At 68.3% G+C, this 21419-nt stretch carries 20 protein-coding genes and 2 tRNA genes; 16 read left to right on the top strand and 6 right to left on the bottom strand.

Annotated features, from left to right (window positions below; genetic code table 11):
• Window positions 1-32: 32 nt before the first annotated feature.
• The 6 genes from LKE50_02135 (at window position 33) to LKE50_02110 (ending at window position 4372) form a co-directional block, all read left to right on the top strand.
• Window positions 33-107 (top strand) — tRNA-Gly (locus tag LKE50_02135).
• 73 nt (window positions 108-180) lie between these two features.
• Window positions 181-687 (top strand): hypothetical protein, encoded by a 507-nt coding sequence (locus tag LKE50_02130; protein ID MCH3967426.1) that lies wholly within the window; start codon window positions 181-183, stop codon window positions 685-687.
• 180 nt (window positions 688-867) lie between these two features.
• The gene (locus LKE50_02125) at window positions 868-2130 is read left to right on the top strand and encodes an aminopeptidase (protein MCH3967425.1); all 1263 of its coding nucleotides are present in this window, start codon (window positions 868-870) and stop codon (window positions 2128-2130) included.
• A 54-nt stretch (window positions 2131-2184) separates the two neighbouring features.
• Window positions 2185-2260, top strand: a tRNA-Lys gene (locus LKE50_02120).
• 60 nt (window positions 2261-2320) lie between these two features.
• A complete protein-coding gene (locus LKE50_02115) occupies window positions 2321-3511 on the top strand; it encodes a pyridoxal phosphate-dependent aminotransferase (protein MCH3967424.1) in 1191 nt (396 codons plus the stop codon).
• A 66-nt stretch (window positions 3512-3577) separates the two neighbouring features.
• A complete protein-coding gene (locus tag LKE50_02110; protein MCH3967423.1) occupies window positions 3578-4372 on the top strand; it encodes a PHP domain-containing protein in 795 nt (264 codons plus the stop codon).
• A gap of 13 nt (window positions 4373-4385) precedes the next feature.
• On the opposite strand, the gene LKE50_02105 is transcribed toward LKE50_02110, so the two are convergent.
• Both LKE50_02105 and LKE50_02100 read right to left on the bottom strand, forming a co-directional pair.
• A complete protein-coding gene (locus tag LKE50_02105; GenBank protein ID MCH3967422.1) occupies window positions 4386-5177 on the bottom strand; it encodes an exodeoxyribonuclease III in 792 nt (263 codons plus the stop codon).
• Window positions 5174-6157, bottom strand: a complete 984-nt coding sequence (locus tag LKE50_02100) for a patatin family protein (protein ID MCH3967421.1) — start codon at window positions 6155-6157, stop codon at window positions 5174-5176. Before LKE50_02100 ends, LKE50_02105 begins: the two co-directional genes overlap by 4 nt.
• Before the next feature lie 144 nt (window positions 6158-6301).
• On the opposite strand from LKE50_02100, the gene LKE50_02095 reads away from it, so the two are divergent.
• From LKE50_02095 to LKE50_02080, 4 genes are all read left to right on the top strand, one after another.
• Window positions 6302-7039 (top strand): NAD-dependent protein deacylase, encoded by a 738-nt coding sequence (locus LKE50_02095; protein ID MCH3967420.1) that lies wholly within the window; start codon window positions 6302-6304, stop codon window positions 7037-7039.
• 220 nt (window positions 7040-7259) lie between these two features.
• Entirely contained in the window at window positions 7260-7841 is a 582-nt protein-coding gene (gene folE, locus LKE50_02090) for a GTP cyclohydrolase I FolE (GenBank protein ID MCH3967419.1), read from the top strand.
• Between the two features lie 8 nt (window positions 7842-7849).
• Window positions 7850-9553, top strand: coding sequence for a dihydropteroate synthase (gene folP, locus LKE50_02085; protein ID MCH3967418.1), 1704 nt, complete (start codon window positions 7850-7852; stop codon window positions 9551-9553).
• Window positions 9544-10428 (top strand): biotin--[acetyl-CoA-carboxylase] ligase, encoded by an 885-nt coding sequence (locus LKE50_02080; protein MCH3967417.1) that lies wholly within the window; start codon window positions 9544-9546, stop codon window positions 10426-10428. The genes folP and LKE50_02080 overlap by 10 nt, the downstream gene beginning before the upstream one ends.
• Before the next feature lie 94 nt (window positions 10429-10522).
• Here LKE50_02080 and LKE50_02075 read toward each other — a convergent pair whose 3' ends face one another.
• From LKE50_02075 to LKE50_02065, 3 genes are all read right to left on the bottom strand, one after another.
• Window positions 10523-11416, bottom strand: a complete 894-nt coding sequence (locus LKE50_02075) for a hypothetical protein (GenBank protein MCH3967416.1) — start codon at window positions 11414-11416, stop codon at window positions 10523-10525.
• A gap of 133 nt (window positions 11417-11549) precedes the next feature.
• Window positions 11550-12560 carry a tRNA glutamyl-Q(34) synthetase GluQRS gene (gluQRS, locus tag LKE50_02070; GenBank protein MCH3967415.1) on the bottom strand — a complete coding sequence of 337 codons (1011 nt, stop codon included), beginning with the start codon at window positions 12558-12560 and terminating at the stop codon, window positions 11550-11552.
• 87 nt (window positions 12561-12647) lie between these two features.
• Entirely contained in the window at window positions 12648-13163 is a 516-nt protein-coding gene (locus LKE50_02065; GenBank protein MCH3967414.1) for a ferritin, read from the bottom strand.
• Between the two features lie 181 nt (window positions 13164-13344).
• On the opposite strand from LKE50_02065, the gene LKE50_02060 reads away from it, so the two are divergent.
• From LKE50_02060 to LKE50_02040, 5 genes are all read left to right on the top strand, one after another.
• Window positions 13345-15330 carry a DUF2207 domain-containing protein gene (locus tag LKE50_02060; GenBank protein MCH3967413.1) on the top strand — a complete coding sequence of 662 codons (1986 nt, stop codon included), beginning with the start codon at window positions 13345-13347 and terminating at the stop codon, window positions 15328-15330.
• Between the two features lie 132 nt (window positions 15331-15462).
• Window positions 15463-17073 (top strand): bifunctional phosphoribosylaminoimidazolecarboxamide formyltransferase/IMP cyclohydrolase, encoded by a 1611-nt coding sequence (purH, locus tag LKE50_02055; protein ID MCH3967412.1) that lies wholly within the window; start codon window positions 15463-15465, stop codon window positions 17071-17073.
• A 16-nt stretch (window positions 17074-17089) separates the two neighbouring features.
• A complete protein-coding gene (locus tag LKE50_02050; protein ID MCH3967411.1) occupies window positions 17090-17806 on the top strand; it encodes a hypothetical protein in 717 nt (238 codons plus the stop codon).
• A gap of 4 nt (window positions 17807-17810) precedes the next feature.
• Window positions 17811-18476 carry a response regulator transcription factor gene (locus tag LKE50_02045; protein ID MCH3967410.1) on the top strand — a complete coding sequence of 222 codons (666 nt, stop codon included), beginning with the start codon at window positions 17811-17813 and terminating at the stop codon, window positions 18474-18476.
• An 11-nt stretch (window positions 18477-18487) separates the two neighbouring features.
• Window positions 18488-19603, top strand: coding sequence for a sensor histidine kinase (locus LKE50_02040; GenBank protein ID MCH3967409.1), 1116 nt, complete (start codon window positions 18488-18490; stop codon window positions 19601-19603).
• Between the two features lie 30 nt (window positions 19604-19633).
• Here LKE50_02040 and LKE50_02035 read toward each other — a convergent pair whose 3' ends face one another.
• Window positions 19634-20263 carry a GNAT family N-acetyltransferase gene (locus tag LKE50_02035; protein MCH3967408.1) on the bottom strand — a complete coding sequence of 210 codons (630 nt, stop codon included), beginning with the start codon at window positions 20261-20263 and terminating at the stop codon, window positions 19634-19636.
• Between the two features lie 132 nt (window positions 20264-20395).
• On the opposite strand from LKE50_02035, the gene LKE50_02030 reads away from it, so the two are divergent.
• Entirely contained in the window at window positions 20396-21358 is a 963-nt protein-coding gene (locus tag LKE50_02030; GenBank protein MCH3967407.1) for a carbamate kinase, read from the top strand.
• Window positions 21359-21419 lie beyond the last annotated feature (61 nt).

Raw genomic sequence — 21419 nt, 5'->3', positions numbered from 1 at the left:
GCGTTGTCGCGCTGTGATAGAATCTGCCACGTGCGGGCATCGCCAAGTGGTAAGGCAATGGCTTCCCAAGCCATCATCCGCGGGTTCGAATCCCGTTGCCCGCTCCAAGAACAGCCTCGGGCCCCGAAAGGGGCCCGTCTCATATCGGTCGGTTCCGGACGTGGGGACGGAAGCGAGGTCATGGTGGAGCCGCTCGTGCGCGAGGTCCTGGCGCGTCTTGCCCGCTGGGGGTGTGAGGCCGGGGATGTCGGCGTCAGCCCTCACCTGCCCAAGGCCGTATCGCCTGACGCACTCATGGCCCTCTCCCTCGAGGTCGCGGGTGGGGACCTTGCCTTCTTCCCTGCAGGGGAGATGCTCATCTGGGAGGTCGCCCGTCACGAGGGCTATGACATCCCCCCGTATCCGATGGCCGGGTGCGGGGAGGCAAGGGAGTTCCTCGCGGACTCGGGCGTGTCCTCGATTCCCGGCTGGTATGCGGCGCGTGGAATCCCGGTCGAGGTCACGCGTGACTTCTATGCCTATGCCTGCCTCATGGCGCGTGACCGGACGTTCTGGCGGAAGGTCTACGTGGTGCCGGCCGTCGTCCTCGGTGATGCCTCGATGCTGGCGGTCCCCCTCGCCCGTGCCCTCGGCTTCTGCCTGGGAGAGGACTCGGCGGCGGACGATCCCACGCTCTTTCGCTGCTGAATCACGACCGCTCGCGCATGTCAGGTTCCCACATGGATGATAGGGTACAAGCTGCCATGCGGGAGACCCCCAGGGGACGTGCCGGGGCCCGCAGGACCGCCCGTCCAGAGCGGACGGGCGACGATGAGGCTCTATGCGCCGAGGCGCAAAGGAGGACCGACCCAGATGGTTGAGATACCGATGTCTGATGCAGAGTGCGATGCCGCCATGCGCTCGCTCGAACACCGCGTGCGTGCCTATGCGAGGCTTGCCGTGAGGCAGGGCGTCGCCGTGGAGAAGGACCAGGAGCTCGTCATCACGGCACCGGTCGGCGCGGCCGACTTCTGCCGCCTGGTGGTATCCGAGGGATACAAGGCAGGGGCGTCTCACGTCACCGTGATCTGGACGGATGACGTCCTGCGCCGCCTCGAGTTCCAGAGCTGCCCGACGAGCTACTTCGAGACCTGCCCCTCATGGAAGGTCGAGCAGATGAACTCGCTCGCCGCCCAGGGTGCCTGCTTCCTCTGGATCGACGGTGATGACCCCGACGGGCTCAAGGGGATAGACCCCGTGAAGCCTGCCACGGCCAGTCGCGTGCGCAACGCCTCATGCAAGGTCTGGCGCCATGGCCTCGACTTCAACCAGAACGCGTGGTCCATCATCGGTGTGCCGCAGCTCCCGTGGGCGCGCAAGGTCTTCCCGGACCTCTCCGACTCCGAGGCGATGCTGCGCCTCTGGCGGGCCATCCTGGACGTGTCGCGCGTGGATGACGACCCGGCCGATGCCTGGGCCACGCATGACGCCGCCTTCGAGAAGGCCAAGCGCATGATGAACGGCAACCACTTCGACGCCCTGCACTACCAGGCTGCCAACGGCACGAACCTCACGATCGGCATGACGGCCGGGCATGTCTGGGAGGGTGGCAGCGGCCGTACCACGGCCGGGCATAAGTTCTTCCCCAACATCCCCACCGAGGAGGTCTTCACGAGCCCCGACCGGCTCCGTGCCGACGGCGTGGTCCACGCGGCCATGCCCCTCGTGCATGACGGTTCCGTCATCCGCGACTTCTGGCTCCGCTTCGAGGGCGGCCGTGTCGTGGAGTATGCCGCGGGCCAGGGTCAGGACGTGCTGCGCCACATCATCGAGACGGACGACTCGTCGTGCCGCCTCGGCGAGTGCGCGCTCATATCCAAGAACACCCCCATCCGCGAGAGCGACCTCCTGTTCTACAGCACCCTCTATGACGAGAACGCGAGCTGCCACCTGGCGCTGGGGACCGGCTTCCCCGAGTGCTACGAGGGTGGCTACGACCTCACCGAGGACGAGCTGCTGGAGCGCGGCGTCAACCACAGCCACACGCACGTCGACTTCATGATCGGGACCGACGACCTCGCCATCACGGGCATCAAGGCCACCGGCGAGGAGGTACCGGTCTTCGTCCACGGGCAGTGGGCCTGGGAGTAGGCGTGTCCGTGGCGGCCGGCCGCCCGACGCCGTGGTAGCATGTGACAGACGCACGGGTCGTTAGCTCAGTTGGAAGAGCAGGGGACTTTTAATCCCAAGGTCGTGGGTTCGAGGCCCACACGACCCACCATGCAGACATCGAGGTCGGGGCGGTTCGCCCCGACCTCGCGTTCGACCTCGGGAGGCCCCTGTGATCAACCAGAAGATGTATGCCTACGGCGCATCGAAGTCGTCCATCCGCGAGATCGCGGCCTATGGCGGTGCCCGGAAGGCCCAGATCGGTGCCGACAAGGTCTTTGACTTCTCGCTGGGTAACCCATCCGTCCCTGCTCCCGACGAGGTCCGTCGCTCCATCGAGCGTGCAGCGACCCTGCCGGCTGCCAAGCTCCACAGCTACACGCCGGCGAACGGCCTGCCCGAGTGCCGCGCCGCCATCGCCGGCTCGCTCAACCGCCGCTTCGGCGGCGAGGCCGGCTGCACCTATGACCCGGCCGACCTCTATGTCACCTGCGGTGCCGCCGCCTCGATCTCGATCACGCTCCATGCCATCACCAACCCGGGCGACGAGGTCATCGTCATCGCCCCGTACTTCCCGGAGTATCGCGTCTGGATCGAGACCTGCGATGCCACCTGCGTGGAGGTCATGGCCGATTTCGAGACCTTCCAGGTCGACGTCGCCGCCGTGGCAGCCGCTATCACGGACCGCACCGCAGCCGTGATCATCGACTCGCCCAACAACCCCACGGGCGCCGTCTACTCGGCGCAGAACCTCGCCGACCTGGCCTCCGCCCTCGAGGCCGCCTCGGCCGAGAGGAACCATCCCATCTACCTCATCTCGGACGAGCCCTATCGCGAGATCACCTACGGCGCGGACGTGCCGTGGGTGCCGGGCATCTACGGGCGCACCGTCGTGTGCTACTCGTATTCGAAGTCGCTGTCGCTTCCGGGCGAGCGCATCGGCTGGGCCCTCGTGCCCCCCACCAACCCCGAGCATGACCAGCTGGTGTCGGCTGTGGCTGGCGCCGGCCGCGCCCTTGGCTTCGTGTGCGCCCCGGCCCTGTTCCAGCATGTCATCATCGACTGCGTGGACGTGCCCGCCGATGTCGCCGCCTATGCCGAGAATCGTGTCGCGCTGACGAGTGGCCTCACGCGCCTGGGCTATGACTACATCGAGCCCCAGGGTGCCTTCTATCTGTGGGTGCGCGCGCTCGAGCCCGATGCCAACGCCTTCTTCGAGCGCGCGAAGGCCCTCGAGCTCCTGCCGGTGCCGTCGGACTCCTTCGGCTGTGGTGGCTGGGTGCGCGTGGGCTACTGCGTGAGCAAGGCCACCATCGAGGGGTCCATGCCTGCCTGGGAGGCGCTCGCCGCCCAGTATCGGTAGGGACCTCGCGCGCTCGCGCGGTTGCTGCCATACTCGAGGGAGTCCCGACAGGAAGGTCCCTCTCACATGCTGCAGAACCGCTGCGACGTCCATACCCATACGCTCTACTCCCGCCATGCCTACTCGACCATCGAGGAGAACGTGCGTGCCGCTGCCGATGCCGACCTGGAGCTCCTGGGTGACACCGAGCACTTCTCGAGCATGCTCTATGGCACGGGCTTCGACATCCGTGACTACCAGTACTTCGTCAACATGGCGGTCTGGCCGCGCGTGTGGCATGGTGTGCGCCTGCTCCATGGGGTCGAGGCCGACATCGTCGACCTGGAGGGACACCTCTACGGGTGGGACATCCCCGTACCTGAGAGCATCGTGGGCAGCCGCTATGCGACCGAGCGCACGCTCTACGAGCATGTGGTCCCCGACCAGGACTATGCCATCGCGTCGATCCACTATGCCGGCTTCTGCGAGGGCGCCACGGTGGCGCAGACCACGCGGATGTACCTCGCTGCCCTGGCAGATTCCAACGTGCTCGTCCTCGGGCACACCGGGCGCTCGGGTGTCGACTTCGACGTGCCCACGGTGGTCGGTGCCGCGCGCGATGCCGGCAAGCTCATCGAGATCAACGAGCACAGCCTGGACGCGCAGGCGGACCATTCGCTGGCACCCTGCACCAGGATCGCGGAATGCTGCGCCGAGCTGGGATGCATGGTCGCCGTGAACACCGATGCCCACATCAGCGCATCGGTGGGCAAGGTCCCTGCGGCATTGGCGATGCTCGAGGGAATCGGCTTTCCCCAGGAGCTCGTCGCCACGCGAGACGCCGCGACCTTCGAGGCCGTGCGGACGGCCGCACTGGGGTAGGCGGACGCCGGGGCTATAGCTCGATCGTGAGCTCCACGGGACAGTGGTCCGACCCGTAGACCTCGTCGAGGATGGAGGCGCCCGTGACGTTGGGTGCGATGTCATCCGAGACCAGGAAGTAGTCGATGCGCCAGCCCGCGTTGGTGTCACGTGCGTGGAACCGATAGCTCCACCAGCTATAGGCGCCCTCGAGGTCGGGGTGGCGGTCGCGGAAGGTGTCGGTGAAGCCCGCCGAGAGGAGCTTGCCGAAGCTCGTGCGCTCCTCGTCCGAGAACCCGGCGTTGCCTCGGTTGGGACCAGGGTTCTTGAGGTCGATCTCCTCGTGGGCAACGTTGAAGTCGCCGCAGGTGATGACGGGCTTGTTCCGGGCCAGCCCGCACAGGAATTCACGATAGGCGTCGTCCCAGGCCAGGCGCGTGTCGATGCGCTTGAGCTCGTTCTGCGCGTTGGGGGTGTAGACGTCGACGAACCAACAGCGTTCGAACTCGAGGGCACAGACACGGCCCTCGTCGTCGGCGTCGACGTCACCGATGGTGTTGATTACCGAGATCGGCTCCTCGCGGCTGAAGACGGCCGTACCCGAGTATCCCTTACGTGCGGCATAGCTCCAGGTCTGATGGTAGCCGGGAAGCTCGAGGGCCACCTGGCCCTCCTGGAGCTTGGTCTCCTGCAGGGCGACCACGTCGGCGTCGAGGCTGGCGAAGACCTCCTCGAAGCCGGGGTCCTTCTTCATGACGGCACGTAGGCCGTTCACGTTCCATGAGACGAGTCGTAGCTCGTGGCTGCTCGCCGGGTCGTCGCTCATACCATCCTCCTTGCGGGGTCGCTCCCGAACGTCGCGTACCTCTCGGCGTCCCCACTGGGCGAAGGTCCCGCCAGGCAGCTCCCGAAGAGGAACTCCCTCCAACGCGGCAGCTCGCGCATGCCCTGCTCGTGGCCGAGGTCATAGGCCTCCTGCAGCTTGGGGACGTTGAGGTCGGTGCTCTTGACGGGCATCGTGTCGGGACGCACCACATAGGCACGTCCCTCGGCCTCGAGCTCGGCAAGGTGGTCGAGCGCCGCGTTGTAGCGCTCGGCTCGGGTGAGCAGGGCGTTCCTGAGGTAGGGCATCCCCTCGGTCATGTGCATGATGCCGTGGAGGGCGGCGCCGGCGTACGGCCTCTTGCGGTAGCCCGGCTCGCGTGAGCAGATCACGAAGAACCGCTCGAGGCCGTCCGACTCGGCGAGGTGGGTCGGCATTCCGGCCCCCTGGCCGAGCCCGCCGTCAAAGAGGACGTGGTCCTCGATGCGCACCGGTTCCATGAGCTTGGGAAGGGTGGACCCCGCGCGGACGCGGAGCATGAGGTCGTCGAGGGTCGGCATGTCGGCGCGGGTGAAGGTGGGGGAGGCCCCCGTCGCGGGGTCGAAGGCCTGGATCCGCAGACGGGCAGGGTTGGCCTGGAAGGTCTCCCAGTCGAAGGGCAGCGTGCCGTCCTCGACCACGCCGGCATAGTCGTAGTCGGCATCGAACCAGCGCCCGGTCTCCATGAGGGTCCGGATGCCACCCGAGTTGGGGCTCCCTCCCAGCTCGACGAAGGCATGCTTGGTGCGGTCGGCGTCGCGGGAGAGGTAGTCCACGGTGTGGCTCGACCCCGCGGATATGCCGCAGACGTAGTCGAAGTAGATTCCCTGCTCGAGAAGGACGTTCACGAGGCCTGCGGTATAGCTGGCCCGCATGCCCCCGCCCTCGAGCACGAGTGCCGTGCCATGGACGTTGTTGGTAAGCGGTGCGAGTTTCTCGGTCATGTTCTACCTGGTCCTTCTGGTGCTAGCATGCTGGGTGTGTTGTGGGACATGGTACCCGTCTTCCAACCATCGAGTCCTCCTGTGCATGGGTGCAGGCGGGGCGCGCCGCATCGGGACGGGTTGACGAGAGGGGCGTGGTGCTCGATGGCACGTACGATCACCGATCCGGCAGAGGCAGCCTCTGAGCTCTCGAGGCGCGTGGACGCTGCCGGGAGCATGGTCTTCTTCGGGGGAGCGGGCGTCTCGACGGCCAGCGGCATCCCCGACTTCCGAAGCGTCGACGGCCTCTACCACCAGCATTTCAAGTACCCACCCGAGGAGATGCTCAGCCACGGGTTCTACGTGAGCCATCCGGATGAGTTCTTCGACTTCTATCGCACCAAGATGATCGCGCTGGGGGCCAAGCCGAACCAGGCGCACCTGAAGCTCGCCGAGCTCGAGCAAGCAGGCAAGCTCACGGCCGTGGTCACGCAGAACATCGACGGACTGCACCAGGACGCTGGCTCGAAGAACGTGCTGGAGCTCCATGGATCCGTGCGCCGCAACGTCTGTCGTCGCTGCGGGAAGGTCCTCTCGGCGGAGTGGGTCATGGGCACGACCGGCGTGCCGGTCTGCCCTGACTGCGGTGGTGCGATCAAGCCCGACGTGGTCCTCTACGGCGAGAGCCTCGACCAAGGCATCCTCGAGGCTGCGGTGCGTGCGATCTCGAGCTGCGACCTGCTGGTCATCGGTGGGACCAGCCTGGTGGTCTATCCGGCGGCCGGGCTGGTGCAGTACTTCCAGGGCGACGACCTCGTCATCGTGAACCGTGACGCCACCCCGCAGGACGCGCAGGCGGACCTGGTGTGCGCCTGCGACATCGCCAAGGCCTTCGACTTCTAGGCGCCGGGCGAGAGGGACGGCAGGGGCGGGTGCCGACGGCAAGGTGCCTCCGGGCCCATCTCGCCTCGCCGCTGCGGATGCCATCGCTGCCGTCGCACCAGGGACCAGCGCACCCTCCGTCCGGCCGCGCCGCCTATGGCATCGTCGTGCGACTTTGGGCCAGGGCCTCCTTAGCAGCTACAATCAAGGTCAGTCAATTCTGCCAACCCAAGGGGAGCGCATGGCCGACCAGATGGACCACGGCAAGATCGAGCAGGGCGTCCGTCTCATGCTCGAGGGCATGGGGGAGGACCCCACTCGCGAAGGCCTGGTGGACACGCCCGCCCGTGTGGCACGTGCGCTCGAGGAATGCTGCGGCGGGCTCACCCAGGACCCCGCACCCCTGTTCGACGTCAGCTTCGATGCGGGCTGCCACGAGATGGTCATCGTGCGTGACATCCCGTTCTACTCGCTGTGCGAGCATCATCTCCTGCCCTTCTTCGGCGTGGCGCACGTCGCCTACCTGCCTGGCGAGTCGGGTCGGGTCTGCGGTATCTCCAAGCTCGCCCGCGTGGTCGACGTCTATGCCAAGCGCCCTCAGCTCCAGGAGCGCCTCTGCGCCCAGGTGGCCGATGCCATCGAGAGGAACCTCCAGCCCCTAGGCGTCCTCGTGGTCATGGAGGCCGAGCACCTCTGCATGACGATGCGCGGCGTCAGGAAGCCGGGCAGCCGCACCACCACCTCGGCCGTGCGCGGCGCATTCGCGACCCACGACGCCACACGCGCCGAGGCCCTGTCTCTGATCTTTGACGGAACCAAGTAGGGGGCATCATGTACCGAGACGACAACACCGTCTGGACCTGCGGAGACCATGAGATCTCCCTTGCCCGCCCGCGCATCATGGGGGTCCTCAACGTCACGCCCGATTCCTTCTCGGATGGTGGCGCGCATGACTCGCGCGAGGATGCCGTCAGCTGGGGCCTCTCCATGCTCGACGACGGTGCCGACATCATCGACGTCGGCGGCGAGTCGACGCGTCCCGGGTTCGCGCCCATCACCAGCCAGGAGGAGGCCAAGCGCGTGGTCCCCGTGGTCCGCGACCTCGCCGAGGCCGGCGCGATCGTCTCGGTGGACACGCGCCACGCCGATGTAGCCCGCATGTGCGTGCGCCTGGGTGCCTCGATCGTGAACGACGTCACGGGCTTCGTGGACCCCGAGATGGTCAAGGTCGCCGCCGACACCGGTTGCGGATGCATCATCATGCATGCCGGCGAGGTCTCCGAGCATGCCCCGCGCCGCGAGGTCGCCCTCGACCCGGCGCCGCACCTCACCACGCACGTCGGCAAGTATGCCGGCATCGCGGCCGCCCGCGAGGCCGCCGCGAAGGCCGACGGGCAGCCCTCGACCGACGCCGGGCAGCCCTCGGCCGAGGCGATTCGCGCCATGAACCCGGCCCAACGCGCCAAGGCCGAGTCGGCTGCCGTGCTCGCCGCAGCCGCCACGGCAAAGCCGGTGGTCCCTGCCGAGAAGGACGACACGCCTGCGCCTACCACCGACGAGCGGCTCGATGCCGTGATGGAGCGCTCCGCCCGAGGCATAGCCCATCCCACCGTCCGCATGGCCACGGCCAGCGGCCGCCGCTTCACCCTGCCCGAGGAGGCTCCCATCATGCGTCGCATCATGGGCTTCCTGGGCGACCAGGCCCGCACCTTGCAGCGTGCGGGCGTGAGCCACGACGCCATCGCCCTTGACCCTGGTGCCGGCTTCGGCAAGTTCGCCGACGAGGACGTGGTGATCCAGCGTGCCACCGCCAAGATGGTCTCGATGGGGTACCCGCTGCTCTGCGCCGTCTCGCGCAAGCGCTTCGTGGGCGCGGTCTCGGGTGTGACCGACGCGGCCCTCCGAGACCCCGCGACCTTTGGCGTGGCGCTCGCAGCCGCGGAGGCCGGCGCCCGCGTGCTACGCGTGCATGACGTGGCCGGCATGTCCCAGGTGCTCGCGGGCTACTGGTCCGTGGCCCACCCCGACCCGCGCCGCGCGTTCGTGTCGCTCGGGTCCAACGTGGGGGACCGCCTGGGCTACCTCGCCCGCGCCGTCTCGCTCATCGACGCGATTCCCCTCACCTGCGTCACGGGCGTGAGCCACGCCTACGAGACGGACCCGGCCTATGGCATCGCCACGCCGGTCGCGAACTGCGTCGTAGAGATCCGCACCGAGCTCGCGCCGCTGGTGCTTCTCGACCACCTGCTCGGCGTCGAGGACCAGCTCGGCCGCGTGCGCGTGGAGGGCCAGGAGGGTCATGGCCCGCGTACCATCGACTGCGACCTCGCCTGGATGGAGGACGAGACCCATGCCGGCCGTCGCCTCATGCTCCCGCACCCACACCTTGGCGAGCGTGACTATGTGATCGTGCCGCTCGAGGACCTCATGCACGACCCGGCCCGCTTCCTCTCGCACTCGGGCGTCAAGGTGCTCGACCCCGAGGACCGCGTGGGGCGCGTGCGGTCGGACCTCGGTGAGCTTCCGTGGCAGTAGGGAACGCCGATAACCCGGCGCTGCTCACCGTCGTGGCAACGACGGGCTCGACCAACGACGACGTGATGGGGCTGGGCCGTGGTACCGCGCCGCATGGGTCGGCCGTGGCCGCACGCGAGCAGTCGGCCGGGCGTGGCAGGCGTGGCCACGAGTGGAAGTCGCCGGACTCGGGGGTCTACCTGTCCGTGCTGCTGAGGCCGCATGTTCCCATGCAGCTCTACATGGGTCTTCCGGTGGTCTGCGCCCTGGGCGTGCTCGATGCGCTGCGGGGCTGCGGGGCCGATGGCGTGAGCCTCAAGTGGCCCAACGACATCGTGGTCGGGGCCGTCGGCGGATGCGTCCCGGATACCCCGTCGCAGGACGGGGCGGCCTGCGAGGAGGTCGCCAAGCTGGGTGGCATCCTCGTGGAGGCCGGCACGGGCGAGGCAGGCCTCTTCGCCGTCTGCGGCATCGGCATCAACCTGGCGGCCCCTGGCGAGCTTCCCACCGACTCCCATCGGGCGGTCGCGCTGCCGCCGGTCGGCCTTGATGCCGTGATGCCCGCTGGCACCGTGGCCCCTGGATTCGACGAGCTCGCGGAATCGCTCCGCGCGGGGATCGTCGCGCGGGTGGATGCCTGGGAGCAGGCGCTGCTCGCCGCGGGCAGCGTGACAGGCCCGCTCGCGCCGGTGCTTGACGAGTACGTGGACGACCTCGCCTGGATGGGTCATGCCGTCGCCGCGACCTCCGAGGACGGCCAGGAGCTCTGCCGCGGCATCCTCGCAGGGATGGACGTCTGGGGGAGGGTCACGATCCGTGATGCCTTCGGAGGCGAGCACGAGCTGTCATCCGAGATGGCGACCTTGCGCCCCCTTCCCGAGTCGGAGCGCGCCTAGGTCGGCGTCAGGAAGGCCATGCGTCTCGAGAAGAACGGAGGGGCCGCATCCGGCACATCGGATGCGGCCCCTCTCCTGTTCCTTGTGGCGTACGTCAGACCAGCTTGAACCCGTTGCTGGGGGCCTCGCTCGTGCCGGCGCCTGGCGTGGAGTCGACTGCGTGGTCGCCGGGGACGGCGCCGTCGTCGGCAGGCATGCTGCCGACCTGCTCGTGTGCCAGCTTGCTGATCTTCTCGTACTGCTCGACGCGCTTCTGGGCCTCTGCCTCGGTCTCGTGGACGTAGGTGCAGGCGCACTCGGCGGCCAGCAGGTGGCTCGCCTTCTCGCGCACGGCCGCCTGGTGCAGCATTGCCGTCTGGCCGTGCTCCTTCGCGTCGTTGATGACCTTCTCGGTATCGGCGGGGGAGAGGTTGAGGAGTGCCGGCAGCTCCTCGTCGGCGACCGAGAGCTTCCTCTCGGAGGCATAGGCGTCGAGCGCCGCCTCCTGCTCGGCAGTGGCCTGTGCCTCCTCGTCGAGCATGCGGTCGATCTGTGCGGTCGACATGCCGGTCTGCGCCACGAGGTCGGCGAAGGAGGCCGCGCCGCGCTGGCGGGCATCGGCCTCGAGGCCCTGGTAGACCATTTGCCTGGTGCGCTCGAGCTCGCTCTTCGGTATGGACTGGCAGAGGCGCGAGGCGAGCTGCTCGGCGCACAGGGAGGGCTTGGACTCCTCTGCGTAACGGCTGTTCATGTCGCCGATCTGGATGCGGATGGACTCCTTGACGTCGGCCACGGTGGTGGCACCCTCGAGGTTCTCGGCGACCCAGGCGTCCGTGGGGGCCGTGCCCTTGGCCAGGCCCTTGTGCTCGCAGAGCGAGGCGAGCGCCCAGTCGACGTCCTGGTCGGTGACGCATGGTACCTTGAGCTCGATCGAGACCGGGTCATACGAGGTGAGCGTGTAGTAGAAGCGGTCTCCCACCTGCAGCGGCTCTGGCTTCTGGATGTCCATGGAATCGTCCCTCCGTTTGCGGCGCCGTCACGGCGCCATCGATAACGATTGCATACGTTCCCGTTTTTGCGGGGAGCTAGCCGCGACGGTGCCCGAGCGCCCAAGAAACCCACGGACGCGCGGGCCGTGCGCCTCAGCCGAGGAACCCCTCGCGCACGGTCACGTCCCCGCGGTGCGCACGGACGACCTCCCACGAGAACCGCGCGAGGAGCTCGTCCGGCATGACGTCCTCCCGGGCCTCGGCGAGACCCACGCAGGCGGCGAGCCTCCCCACCACGCGGGGTGCCGGGACTCCGCGTGCACGGATGGCACCCAGGTCGAGGTCGTGCTCGCGCTTCGAGAGGCGTCGTCCGTCGGGGGCGACCAGCAGCGGCACATGGGCGAACTCCGGTGGCGCGGCAGCGCCTGCCGGCACGGCTCCCAGGCGTGCGAGCGTGGCGCGCAGCCAGGTCTGGCGCGCGGCGGACCCCATGAGGTCGCGGCCGCGCACGACCTGCGTCACCCCCATGAGGGCGTCATCCAGGGTGACGGCGAGCTGGTAGGCCGTCACGCCGTCGCTCCGCTGCACGAGGAAGTCACCGCAGTCGCGACCGAGGTCCTCGGAGAGGTCTCCGAACACGAGGTCATGGACGTGGACGATTCCCGCAGGGTCTCCTGGTGCCGGCACGGCGAGGCGGCATGCCGGCGTACGTCGCCGTGCCTTCGCCGCGACCTCGTCCGCACTGAGGTCTCGGCAGGTTCCCTGGTAGACATAGGTGCCATCCGAGGCGTGGGGTGCGCTGGCCGCATGGAGCTCGCCCCTGGTGCAGAAGCAGGGATATGTGAGGTCGGCATCATGCAGTGCCGAGACGGCCCCTGCGTAGAGCTGCCTGCGTTCGCTCTGGAACGTCGGACCGGCATCCCAGTCGAGCCCCAGCCAAGCGAGGTCCTCGAGGATGAGGCGGGCGGCCTCGGGGTCTGCGGCCCGTGGGTCGAGGTCCTCGATGCGCAGCAGGATGCGTCCGCCTGCCGAGCGCGCACCCAGCCAGGCGAGCAGCGCCGCGAGGGCGTTGCCCAGGTGCATCCGGCCCGAGGGCGTGGGGGCGAAGCGCCCGACCACGGGCGAGCTTGGTGTGGGCGACGTGCCTGTCGTGGAGGTCTCCATGCCTCGATGCTACCGCAGGGGAGAGGGGCCTGCAGCTGCAAGCCCCTCTCCCCTGCGTCGGTGGCCTTACGGGTGAGCCAACGGGCCCTACATCGGCATCGTCGGCGGGACGAAGGTGCGTGCCGCATACTCGCGGTCGAGGGCATAGAGGCCCTTGGCGTCCCCTCCGAAGAGCTCGTAGCTCTTGATGAGGTCGCTCGCGTTGGCCTCCTCCTCGCCCTGCTCCTTCACGAACCAGTCGAGGAGCTGCATCGTGCGGAAGTCGTGCACCTCGAAGGCCGCGGCGTAGCAGCCGTTGATGAGGCTCGTGACGTACCTCTCGTGCTCGAGGCCGGCGACCAGCGGGTCCTTGTCGGAGGCGAAGTCCTTGTCGGGCTGGTCGATGGCGAGCATCCTGACGTCGACGTCGTTGTCGAGCAGGTAGCGCCGCAGGACCTTGGCGTGCGCGACCTCCTCCTGCACCTGGATCATGTACCAGTTGGCGTAGCCCTTGAGGCCGCGGCCCTCGTAGTAGTCGGCAAAGGTGAGGTAGAGGTAGGCCGAGTAGAGCTCCTTGTTGACCTGGGTGTTCATGAGGTCGGCGACCTTGGTGTCGAGTGCCATGGGACAGCTCCCTTCCCCGCGTGGGCGGGCGTTCGGTGGTCGAGTGCGTCGTGCGGGTTTATACCCCGTGCATCACGGTCGCTGTCCAGGCGGTCAAGGGCGACGCACCAGCCTGATGCCACCTCCGGGCCATCCTGCCTCGGGTATGATGGGGGCAATGCCGTCAACCGAGGAGAAGCACATGGCAACGAACCTCACCACCTCACGTGCGCATCGGATCCCCATGCCTGCACGCGTCATGCTCGCGGCCCTCGTGGCATGCGCGCTCGTGCTCGTGCTGGCCCCCACCAGCGCCCGCGCCGATGACGACTACTCCATCACCAAGGTCGACATCGACGCCACCGTGGCCACGGACGGCACCATCACCGTGGTCGAGGACCGCACCTTCGACTTCTCGGGCAGCTTCAACGGCGTCTACTGGGACATCCCCGACGGCTCCTACGACGACCGCGACGTCACCGTGGACGTGACCTCCATGGGCGAGGTCGTGGACGGGCGGTTCTCTGCCTTCAAGCAGGCCTCGTCGGCCTCGAAGGGCGACGACGGCGTCTTCACCGCACGTGAGACCACCACCGACTCCGGGACCTCGGTCACGGAGGCCAAGATCTTCTCGCCGCAGGAGGACGAGGTCACCACCTTTCGCATGACCTACACCATCTCGGGCGTCACGAGCGCCTGGGCCGACACCGGCGAGCTCTACTGGAAGTACGTCAGCGACGGCTGGGCCGTTGAGTCCGAGGACGTGACCTGCACGGTCCACCTTCCGGTCGCGGCGGGTGCCACCGTCACGGGTGGAGACAACGTCCGCGCCTGGGGCCATGGCCCGCTCGACGGCACGGTGTCCTTCTCGGGAAACGACGTCGTCTTCCATAACCCCGGAGTCGGCAGCAGCGACTATGCCGAGGCCCGCATCACCTTCCCGGTCTCCTGGCTCTCGGCCATGACGCCCGGCACCACCTCCAAGCTCGACTCGATCCTGTCGGAGGAGCAGCAGTGGGCCGACGACGCCAACGCCCAGCGCACGCGCGCCCAGGTCATGCTCTATGGCGTCATCGGCATCGTGCTCGCCGGTGCCGTCCTCGGCTTCCTCAACGTGTTCCGCGTCAAGCGCCGCTATGCGGCCGCGCATGCGCCGCAGTTCTCGGACCCCTACTTCCGCGACGTCCCCTCGGCCGACCACCCATGCGTCCTGGGCGTGCTCTGGAACGGTGGGACCGTCCCGGACGACGACTTCACGGCGGCGCTCATGAGCCTCACCGACAAGGACGCGCTGGGCCTCGAGAAGGTCGAGCGCGAGAAGCGCCCCAAGGAGGACTACCGCCTCACGCTCCAGGCCGCGCGCGCCGATGCGCTCGATGACCCGTGCGACAAGGCCACGGTGGCGTTCCTGCGCGACATGATGTCCAAGGACGAGGCAGAGGGCGACGCCACGCTCGACTTCTCGCAGATCAAGAAGATCGCCAAGAAGCACCCCGAGTCCTACAACGAGTCCCTGACCGAGTGGCAGGACACCATCAAGGGGGCCGCCGAGGCGCGCGGCCTGTTCACCGACGACAGCAAGACGGGGGCGATGGGGCTCGGCATCCTCTCGATGGTCGAGATCGTGGTGGCCGTCTCCGCCTTCGTGGGACTCATCTTCATGGGCATCTTCAGCGGAGGCTCGCTCGCGACCACCATCGTGGCCCTCGTGGCCTGCCTCGCGCTCGCGGCGGCCGGAGGCTTCGGCCTCGTCTCGTCCGGAAGCATGGAGGACCTCTCCCGCGAGGCCATCGAGATCAAGGCAAAGATGGCCGCCCTCAAGAAGTGGCTCTGCGAGTTCACGCTGCTCAAGGAGGCCGTGCCGACCGACGTGGTCCTCTGGGACCGCCTGCTCGTGATGGCCGTGGTGCTGGGCGTGGCCGACAAGGTCATCGACCAGCTCAAGGTGGCCGCTCCCGAGGTCCTCGCAGACCCTGGCCTCATGCCGGTCTATGGCTGGTACTACCTGGGCTACGGTGGTCTCGGCCGCCCTGCCGACCTTCTCGGCCAGAGCTTCGAGTCGGCCCATTCCGTCTCGACCGCGGCACTCGCCAGCTCCTCGATGAGCTCGGGTGGCGGCGGTGGCGGCGGGTTCTCGGGCGGCGGTGGCGGCGGCTTCGGCGGTGGCGGTGGCGGCGGGGCCTTCTAGCGCCCGCCTGTCGCGGCAGGCCCCTCTCGACATCCCCCACGCCTCCACGTCTCCCGTCCTCGGGTGAGGTATCGTATACGTGCATGCGCGAGCGCGTAGGTGCCCGCGTCCGGCATCGTCGAAGGAGCATCCATGGCAGAGTCCCCCATCAGGCGCGCGCTCGTCTCGGTCACCGACAAGACCGGGGTCGTCGAGTTCGTGCAGGCCCTCGAGAACGAGTTCGGCGTCGAGGTGATCTCAACGGGAGGCACGGCCAAGGTCCTCGAGGACGCTGGCGTGCACGTGGTCCCCATCGAGCAGTACACGGGCTTCCCCGAGATGATGGGCGGCCGTGTCAAGACACTGCACCCCAAGGTCCATGGCGGCCTGCTCGCCCGTCGCGACGACCCGCAGCACATGGCTGACGCCGAGGCCAACGGCATCGGCATGATCGACCTCGTCTGCGTGAACCTCTACGAGTTCGAGAAGACCATCGCCAAGCCGGACGTCACCTTCGACGACGCCATCGAGCACATCGACATCGGCGGCCCCTCCATGCTCCGCAGCGCTGCCAAGAACAACCAGTTCGTGACCGTCGTGAGCAACCCGGCGGACTATGACCTCGTCCTCGAGGAGATGTGCTCCCACGACGGTGCCACCACCCTGGCCACCCGTCGTCGCCTCGCCCTCAAGGTCTTCCAGACCACGTCCTCCTACGACGGCGCGATCGCGGGCTACCTCGCCGGCCAGCTCGATGCCACCTCGGCCGATGCCGCTGATGACGAGCCGATCTTCCCCGAGCGCCTCACCCTCTCGTTCACCAAGCAGCAGGACCTGCGCTATGGCGAGAACCCCCACCAGTCCGCCGCCTTCTACCGTGACCCTGCGGCCACGCCCCACAGCCTTGCCGCGGCCACGCAGCTCCAGGGCAAGCCGCTCTCGTACAACAACCTGCTCGACACCGACGCCGCCTGGGCGGCCGTGCGCGAGTTCGACGAGCCGGCCTGCATCATCCTGAAGCACCAGAACCCTTGTGGAAGTGCCACGGCCGAGGACGTCACCACGGCCTACGACCGTGCCTACGCCTGCGACCCGGTCTCCGCCTTCGGTGGCATCATCGCCTGCAACCGTGAGGTGCCGCTGGACCTCTGCGAGCACTTCGCTGACGTCAACAAGCAGTTCGTCGAGGTCATCATCGCGCCGTCCTTCTCGCCCGAGGCCATGGAGCGCCTCTCGCGCCGCACCAACCTGCGCGTGCTCGCCACGGGCGGCGTCGACGCCCCGGCGGCCCGTGAGATGCGTACCGTCGACGGTGGGCTCCTGGTCCAGGACGTCGACCACGTCGACGAGGACCCCGACACCTTCACCGTCCCCACCAAGCGTCAGCCCACGTCCGCCGAGATGGACGACCTCCTCTTCGCGTGGAAGGTCTGCAAGGCCGTGAAGAGCAACGCCATCCTCGTCGCCAAGGACCATGCCGGCATCGGCATGGGTCCCGGCCAGCCCAACCGCGTGGACTCCGCCATGCTTGCCGGCGACCGCGCGAAGGCCGCCTGCGAGCGCATGGGGGTCTCGCCCGAGAACCTCGTGGCCGCCTCCGACGCCTTCTTCCCGTTCCGCGACGACCTCGACACCCTCGCGGCCCGTGGCGTCACCGCCATCATCCAGCCCGGTGGCTCCAAGCGTGACGACGAGTCGATCGCCGCGGCGGACGAGCATGGCATCGCCATGGTGTTCACCGGCGTCCGCCACTTCCGTCACTAGGCGCGACGTGGGAGACATGAAGAACAGCTCAGGAAAGGGCCCGGCGGGTGCCAGGCCGGCGGGGGTCTCCGAGTTCGGGAACTTCTCCCTCGGCTCGCCGGCCGTGATCTGCCGCTGGCGCCTTGCCGGCAGGAACCTCCCCATGGCGAACCGACACCTGCGTGCGCTGGGTGCCCGTACCATCGGCGGCAGGCGTCTCTCGCGAAACCTTGTCAACTGGGCCAAGCAGCACATCGAGTGGACGCTCGACACGGGTGCCGCCGAGCACCCTGACGGCGTGCTCATGCTGCTCGTCGACGAGGACGAGCATGCCGCGATGACGGTCGGCCCCTATGAGCCCCTCGAGGACACGACCCTCGATGCCCTTCTCGACCGCGCCGTCGCCGCATCGCTGGAGGCGTCCGGTACCGGGGTGGCACCCGAGACGCTTTGGCTCGTGAGCGACGGGGGGCTCCGCGCGCTCGCCCCCGAGGGCAACACGTTCTCGGCCACGACGTCGCTGCTCCGTGACCTTGCGGCGACCGTCGGCCTCCCCTTCGACCGTGAGCCGCTCCCCTTGGCCCATGACGCCCTCGTGGGTCTGACCGAGGCCGCTGACGAGGCATTCCTCGTCTCGGACGAGTTCGGCGTCGTGCTGCCCCAAGGCTCGAACGCGGAGGACATGCCGCTCGCATCAAAGCTCTCCGATTCCTATGAGCGCCTGCTCGAGGCGTGCAAGGACGGGAGGAGGTAGCGCCGTGCCGCGCATCGTCACCGTCGAGGACGACGAGTCCATCCGTACCGAGCTCAAGGCCATGCTCGAGCGCAACGGCTACGAGGTCGTGGCGCCCACTTCGTTCGAGGACGTTCCCGCGCAGGTGCTCGCGGCCGACCCTGACCTGGTCCTCCTCGACCTCAACCTCCCCATGGTGGACGGCACGGTGGTCTGCCGCGAGGTGCGTTCCCGCTCGGCCGTGCCCATCATCGTGGTCACGAGCCGCGTCGGCGAGATCGACGAGGTCATGTGCATGAACATGGGTGCCGACGACTTCGTGGCCAAGCCCTACAGCACGCACGTGCTCCTCGCCCGGATCGAGGCGCTGCTGAGGCGTGCCTCGGGGGACCTCACCGGCCAGGTCATCGAGCACAAGGGGCTCTCGGTCGACCTGGCGCGCTCGTGTGCCGAGGCGAACGGCCGCACGGTCGAGCTCACCAAGAACGAGCTGCGCATCCTGGCATTCCTCATGCGACACGCGGGTACCATCGTCTCGCGCGAGACGATCATGTGCGAGCTCTGGAACTCCGATGCCTTCATCGACGACAACACCCTCACGGTGAACGTCAACCGCCTCCGCTCGACGCTCGCCTCCATCGGCGTCGAGGACTACCTGGTCACGCATCGTGGCCAGGGCTACTCGGTCTAGGGCGGCGCGCCATGTGGCTGCTTCGCTACCTTCGCGACCATGTGGCCACGCTGGTGCTCTTCTGCGCTGCCGCCGCCATGGTGTGGCTCGTGCTGGGCGGCGTGGGGCTGGTGAGCGGCGTCCGCGAGCTCGTGCTCGTGATCATGGTCCTCTTCGGGGTGCTCGCGCTGGGCGTCGACTATGGTCGGCAGGTGCGGTTCTGGCGCCAGCTCGAGGGGGTGGTCCGGGCTGACGAGGCCGCCCGAGGGGAGCTCGAGCCCCGGGGCCACGGTAGGGCCTCCGCGCCCACGCGCCCGGGGAACGCCCTCGATGCCGCGGCGCTCGTCGAGGAGCCGCGCTTCTCGACGGGACGGGTGAGCGCCCGCGCGCTCGATGCCGTGTCACAGACCGCGCGCGACGAGGTGGCCGATGCCCAGCGCCTGGCCGAGGAGCACCGCTCCTACATAGAGACGTGGGTCCACGAGGTCAAGACGCCCATCGCCGCGGCGCACCTCATCGTCGACAACCATCCCGGTCCCGACTCCGCCTCGCTGGCCCACGAGCTCGACCGCATCGATGCCTATGTGGAGCAGGCGCTCTACGTCGCCCGCTCGAACAGCCTCGAGCGTGACTACGCCATACGTGCCTGCGACCTGTCGGAGCTCGTGGGCGACGCCGTGAAGTCACGGGCGCATGCCCTCATCGAGGACGGCGTGCATGTCTCGATGGAGGGCGTGGACCAGCCGGTGCTCGCCGATGCCAAGTGGGTCGGCTTCATCCTGGGTCAGCTGCTGGACAACTCCGTCAAGTACCGGGCGAGGTCCGAGGTCGATGGCCGCGAGCCCGAGGTGTCCTTCTCGGCCGAGCGTCTCGACGGGGGCACGGCCGACGAGCGCGTGGTGCTCGTGCTGGCTGACAACGGCATAGGGATCCCGGCCAGCGACGTGGGCCGCGTCTTCGACAAGGGCTTCGTGGGCGAGAACGGCCGTAGGGCCGACCAGGGCAGGTCCACCGGCATCGGCCTCTGGCTCGTGCGCAGGCTCTGCGACAAGATGGGGCTGGGGATAACCCTTGCCTCGACCGTGGGCGAGGGCACCCGCGTGCGCCTGACGTTCCCGGCCAACAGGATGCACTATCTGGACGAGTAGGGGAGAGGACGCGGCGGCACGGCCTACGTCCTACAGGTCGTAGCCGTACAGGTAGTAGGCGTCGGGCATGTCCTGGTCCGCCAGGGGCCGCTTGGCCGTGCGCTCCGCGAGGCGCGTGAGGCCCAGATGGTCGTAGAAGGCCCAGTCACAGGTGGTGTCCGTCACCAGGTGGAGCGCGGATGCGCCCTGGTCGCGCAGGTAGTCGGCAGCCGCCCTGAGCAAGGTCCGGCCAAGCCCGAGTCCGCGCGCTGCCGGGCCCACCATGAGGAGAAGCACGGTGTCGTCGGGGGACATCCCGACCTCGTCGAGCATCGAGGCAAGGGCCGCCATCTCCTCGGCATAGATGCCGGTGCGGTCTGGGTGCCCGAGGCCATGATGCCGCTCGCCCCAGGCACCCGCCGACCGCGGGTCGGGCGTGCCGTGCTGGGCGAGGACGCATCCGAGGAGGAGGTCCTTCTCGGACGTGGCACCCTTGCGCACGGCGACGCACGAGAAGGTCTGCCGCTCGAGGTACGAGAGCAGCTCGTCGGCCGCACGGGCGCGCCCTGCCGCCGGCTCCATGTCGTCGTACCAGGTGGACCTCATGAGGTCGAGCAGCGCGGGGTAGTCGCTCTCCGAGATTCCGCGAAGCGTCATCCTGCCGTCTGCCTGCTCCTCCATGCCGTCCCCTTTGTAGTCGATGCTGCCGTATGGCCTCTCGTCTAGTATCGGGGCTGTGGCGGCCAGGTCGGGCACGCTCACCAATACCACAGGACCACATGCCTGTCTCCGTCGTCCTCGAAAGGAGTTCCCATGAGTCACTTCGACAGGCCGGACCGCGTGGTCGTGGCCCTCGGCGGCAACGCCCTCGGGTCGACCCCGGCCGAGCAGGTCGCCAACATCCGCACGTGCACGCCTGCCCTTCTCGGCCTCATCGAGGAGGGTAACGAGATCATCATCACCCATGGCAACGGCCCGCAGGTGGGCATGATCCAGAAGGCCTTCGCCGAGGCGCACGATGCCGATGCGACCATCCCTCCCATGGACCTGCCCGAGTGCGGGGCCATGAGCCAGGGCTACATCGGCTATCACCTGCAGCAGGGACTGGGCGGCGAGATGCACCGCCGCTACAAGCGCTGGCACGTGGCCACCGTCGTGACCCAGATCGAGGTCGACCCCGACGACCCGAGCTTTGCCCACCCCACCAAGCCCATCGGGGCCTTCATGAGCAAGGAGGCGGCGGACGCCGAGAAGGCCGCGCATCCCGACATGACCTTCGTGGAGGACTCCGGCCGCGGATGGCGTCGCGTGGTCGCGAGCCCCACGCCCTGCAAGATCGTCGAGGCCGAGTCGATCCTGAACCTGCTCGACAACGAGTTCATCGTCATCGCCTGCGGGGGCGGTGGCATTCCTGTGGTACGCGATGCGGCAGACCACGGCACCTACAAGGGCGTGGCCGCTGTGATCGACAAGGACATGGCGGGGGAGCTCCTGGCCGAGGACTGCGAGGCCGACGTGCTCTTCCTGCTCACGGCCGTCGAGCGGGTGTGCGTGAACTTCGGCCGTCCTGACCAGCGTGAGCTCGACGAGCTCACCGCCGACGAGGCCGAGCGCCTGGCCGACGACGGGCAGTTCGGCGCCGGCTCGATGGAGCCCAAGGTGCGTGCGGCCATCAAGTTCTGTCGCAGCCGTCGTGGGCGCGAGTGCATCATCGGCGCGCTGGAGCGTGCCCCCGAGACGATGCGTGGCGAGTCGGGTACGCGCATCCATGGGTAGCGACGCATGCCGAGAGGGACGCGCGGGTCGTTTCGGGCAGGCAACCCGGCCCCGCCGGCGT

The sequence above is a fragment of the Atopobiaceae bacterium genome (assembly GCA_022483015.1).
Taxonomy (GTDB): domain Bacteria; phylum Actinomycetota; class Coriobacteriia; order Coriobacteriales; family Atopobiaceae; genus JALCUE01.
This window is presented reverse-complemented; position numbering and strand designations above follow the sequence as displayed.

Excerpts from the sequence above, each read along its gene's own strand:
- LKE50_02130 (MCH3967426.1), top strand. The coding sequence starts at position 181 with ATGGTGGAGCCGCTCGTGCGCGAGGTCCTGGCGCGTCTTGCCCGCTGG.
- LKE50_02125 (MCH3967425.1), top strand. The coding sequence starts at position 868 with ATGTCTGATGCAGAGTGCGATGCCGCCATGCGCTCGCTCGAACACCGC.
- LKE50_02110 (MCH3967423.1), top strand. The coding sequence starts at position 3,578 with ATGCTGCAGAACCGCTGCGACGTCCATACCCATACGCTCTACTCCCGC.
- LKE50_02105 (MCH3967422.1), bottom strand. The coding sequence starts at position 5,177 with ATGAGCGACGACCCGGCGAGCAGCCACGAGCTACGACTCGTCTCATGG.
- LKE50_02100 (MCH3967421.1), bottom strand. The coding sequence starts at position 6,157 with ATGACCGAGAAACTCGCACCGCTTACCAACAACGTCCATGGCACGGCA.
- LKE50_02095 (MCH3967420.1), top strand. The coding sequence starts at position 6,302 with ATGGCACGTACGATCACCGATCCGGCAGAGGCAGCCTCTGAGCTCTCG.
- folE (MCH3967419.1), top strand. The coding sequence starts at position 7,260 with ATGGCCGACCAGATGGACCACGGCAAGATCGAGCAGGGCGTCCGTCTC.
- folP (MCH3967418.1), top strand. The coding sequence starts at position 7,850 with ATGTACCGAGACGACAACACCGTCTGGACCTGCGGAGACCATGAGATC.
- LKE50_02075 (MCH3967416.1), bottom strand. The coding sequence starts at position 11,416 with ATGGACATCCAGAAGCCAGAGCCGCTGCAGGTGGGAGACCGCTTCTAC.
- gluQRS (MCH3967415.1), bottom strand. The coding sequence starts at position 12,560 with ATGGAGACCTCCACGACAGGCACGTCGCCCACACCAAGCTCGCCCGTG.
- LKE50_02065 (MCH3967414.1), bottom strand. The coding sequence starts at position 13,163 with ATGGCACTCGACACCAAGGTCGCCGACCTCATGAACACCCAGGTCAAC.
- LKE50_02060 (MCH3967413.1), top strand. The coding sequence starts at position 13,345 with ATGGCAACGAACCTCACCACCTCACGTGCGCATCGGATCCCCATGCCT.
- purH (MCH3967412.1), top strand. The coding sequence starts at position 15,463 with ATGGCAGAGTCCCCCATCAGGCGCGCGCTCGTCTCGGTCACCGACAAG.
- LKE50_02050 (MCH3967411.1), top strand. The coding sequence starts at position 17,090 with ATGAAGAACAGCTCAGGAAAGGGCCCGGCGGGTGCCAGGCCGGCGGGG.
- LKE50_02040 (MCH3967409.1), top strand. The coding sequence starts at position 18,488 with ATGTGGCTGCTTCGCTACCTTCGCGACCATGTGGCCACGCTGGTGCTC.
- LKE50_02035 (MCH3967408.1), bottom strand. The coding sequence starts at position 20,263 with ATGGAGGAGCAGGCAGACGGCAGGATGACGCTTCGCGGAATCTCGGAG.
- LKE50_02030 (MCH3967407.1), top strand. The coding sequence starts at position 20,396 with ATGAGTCACTTCGACAGGCCGGACCGCGTGGTCGTGGCCCTCGGCGGC.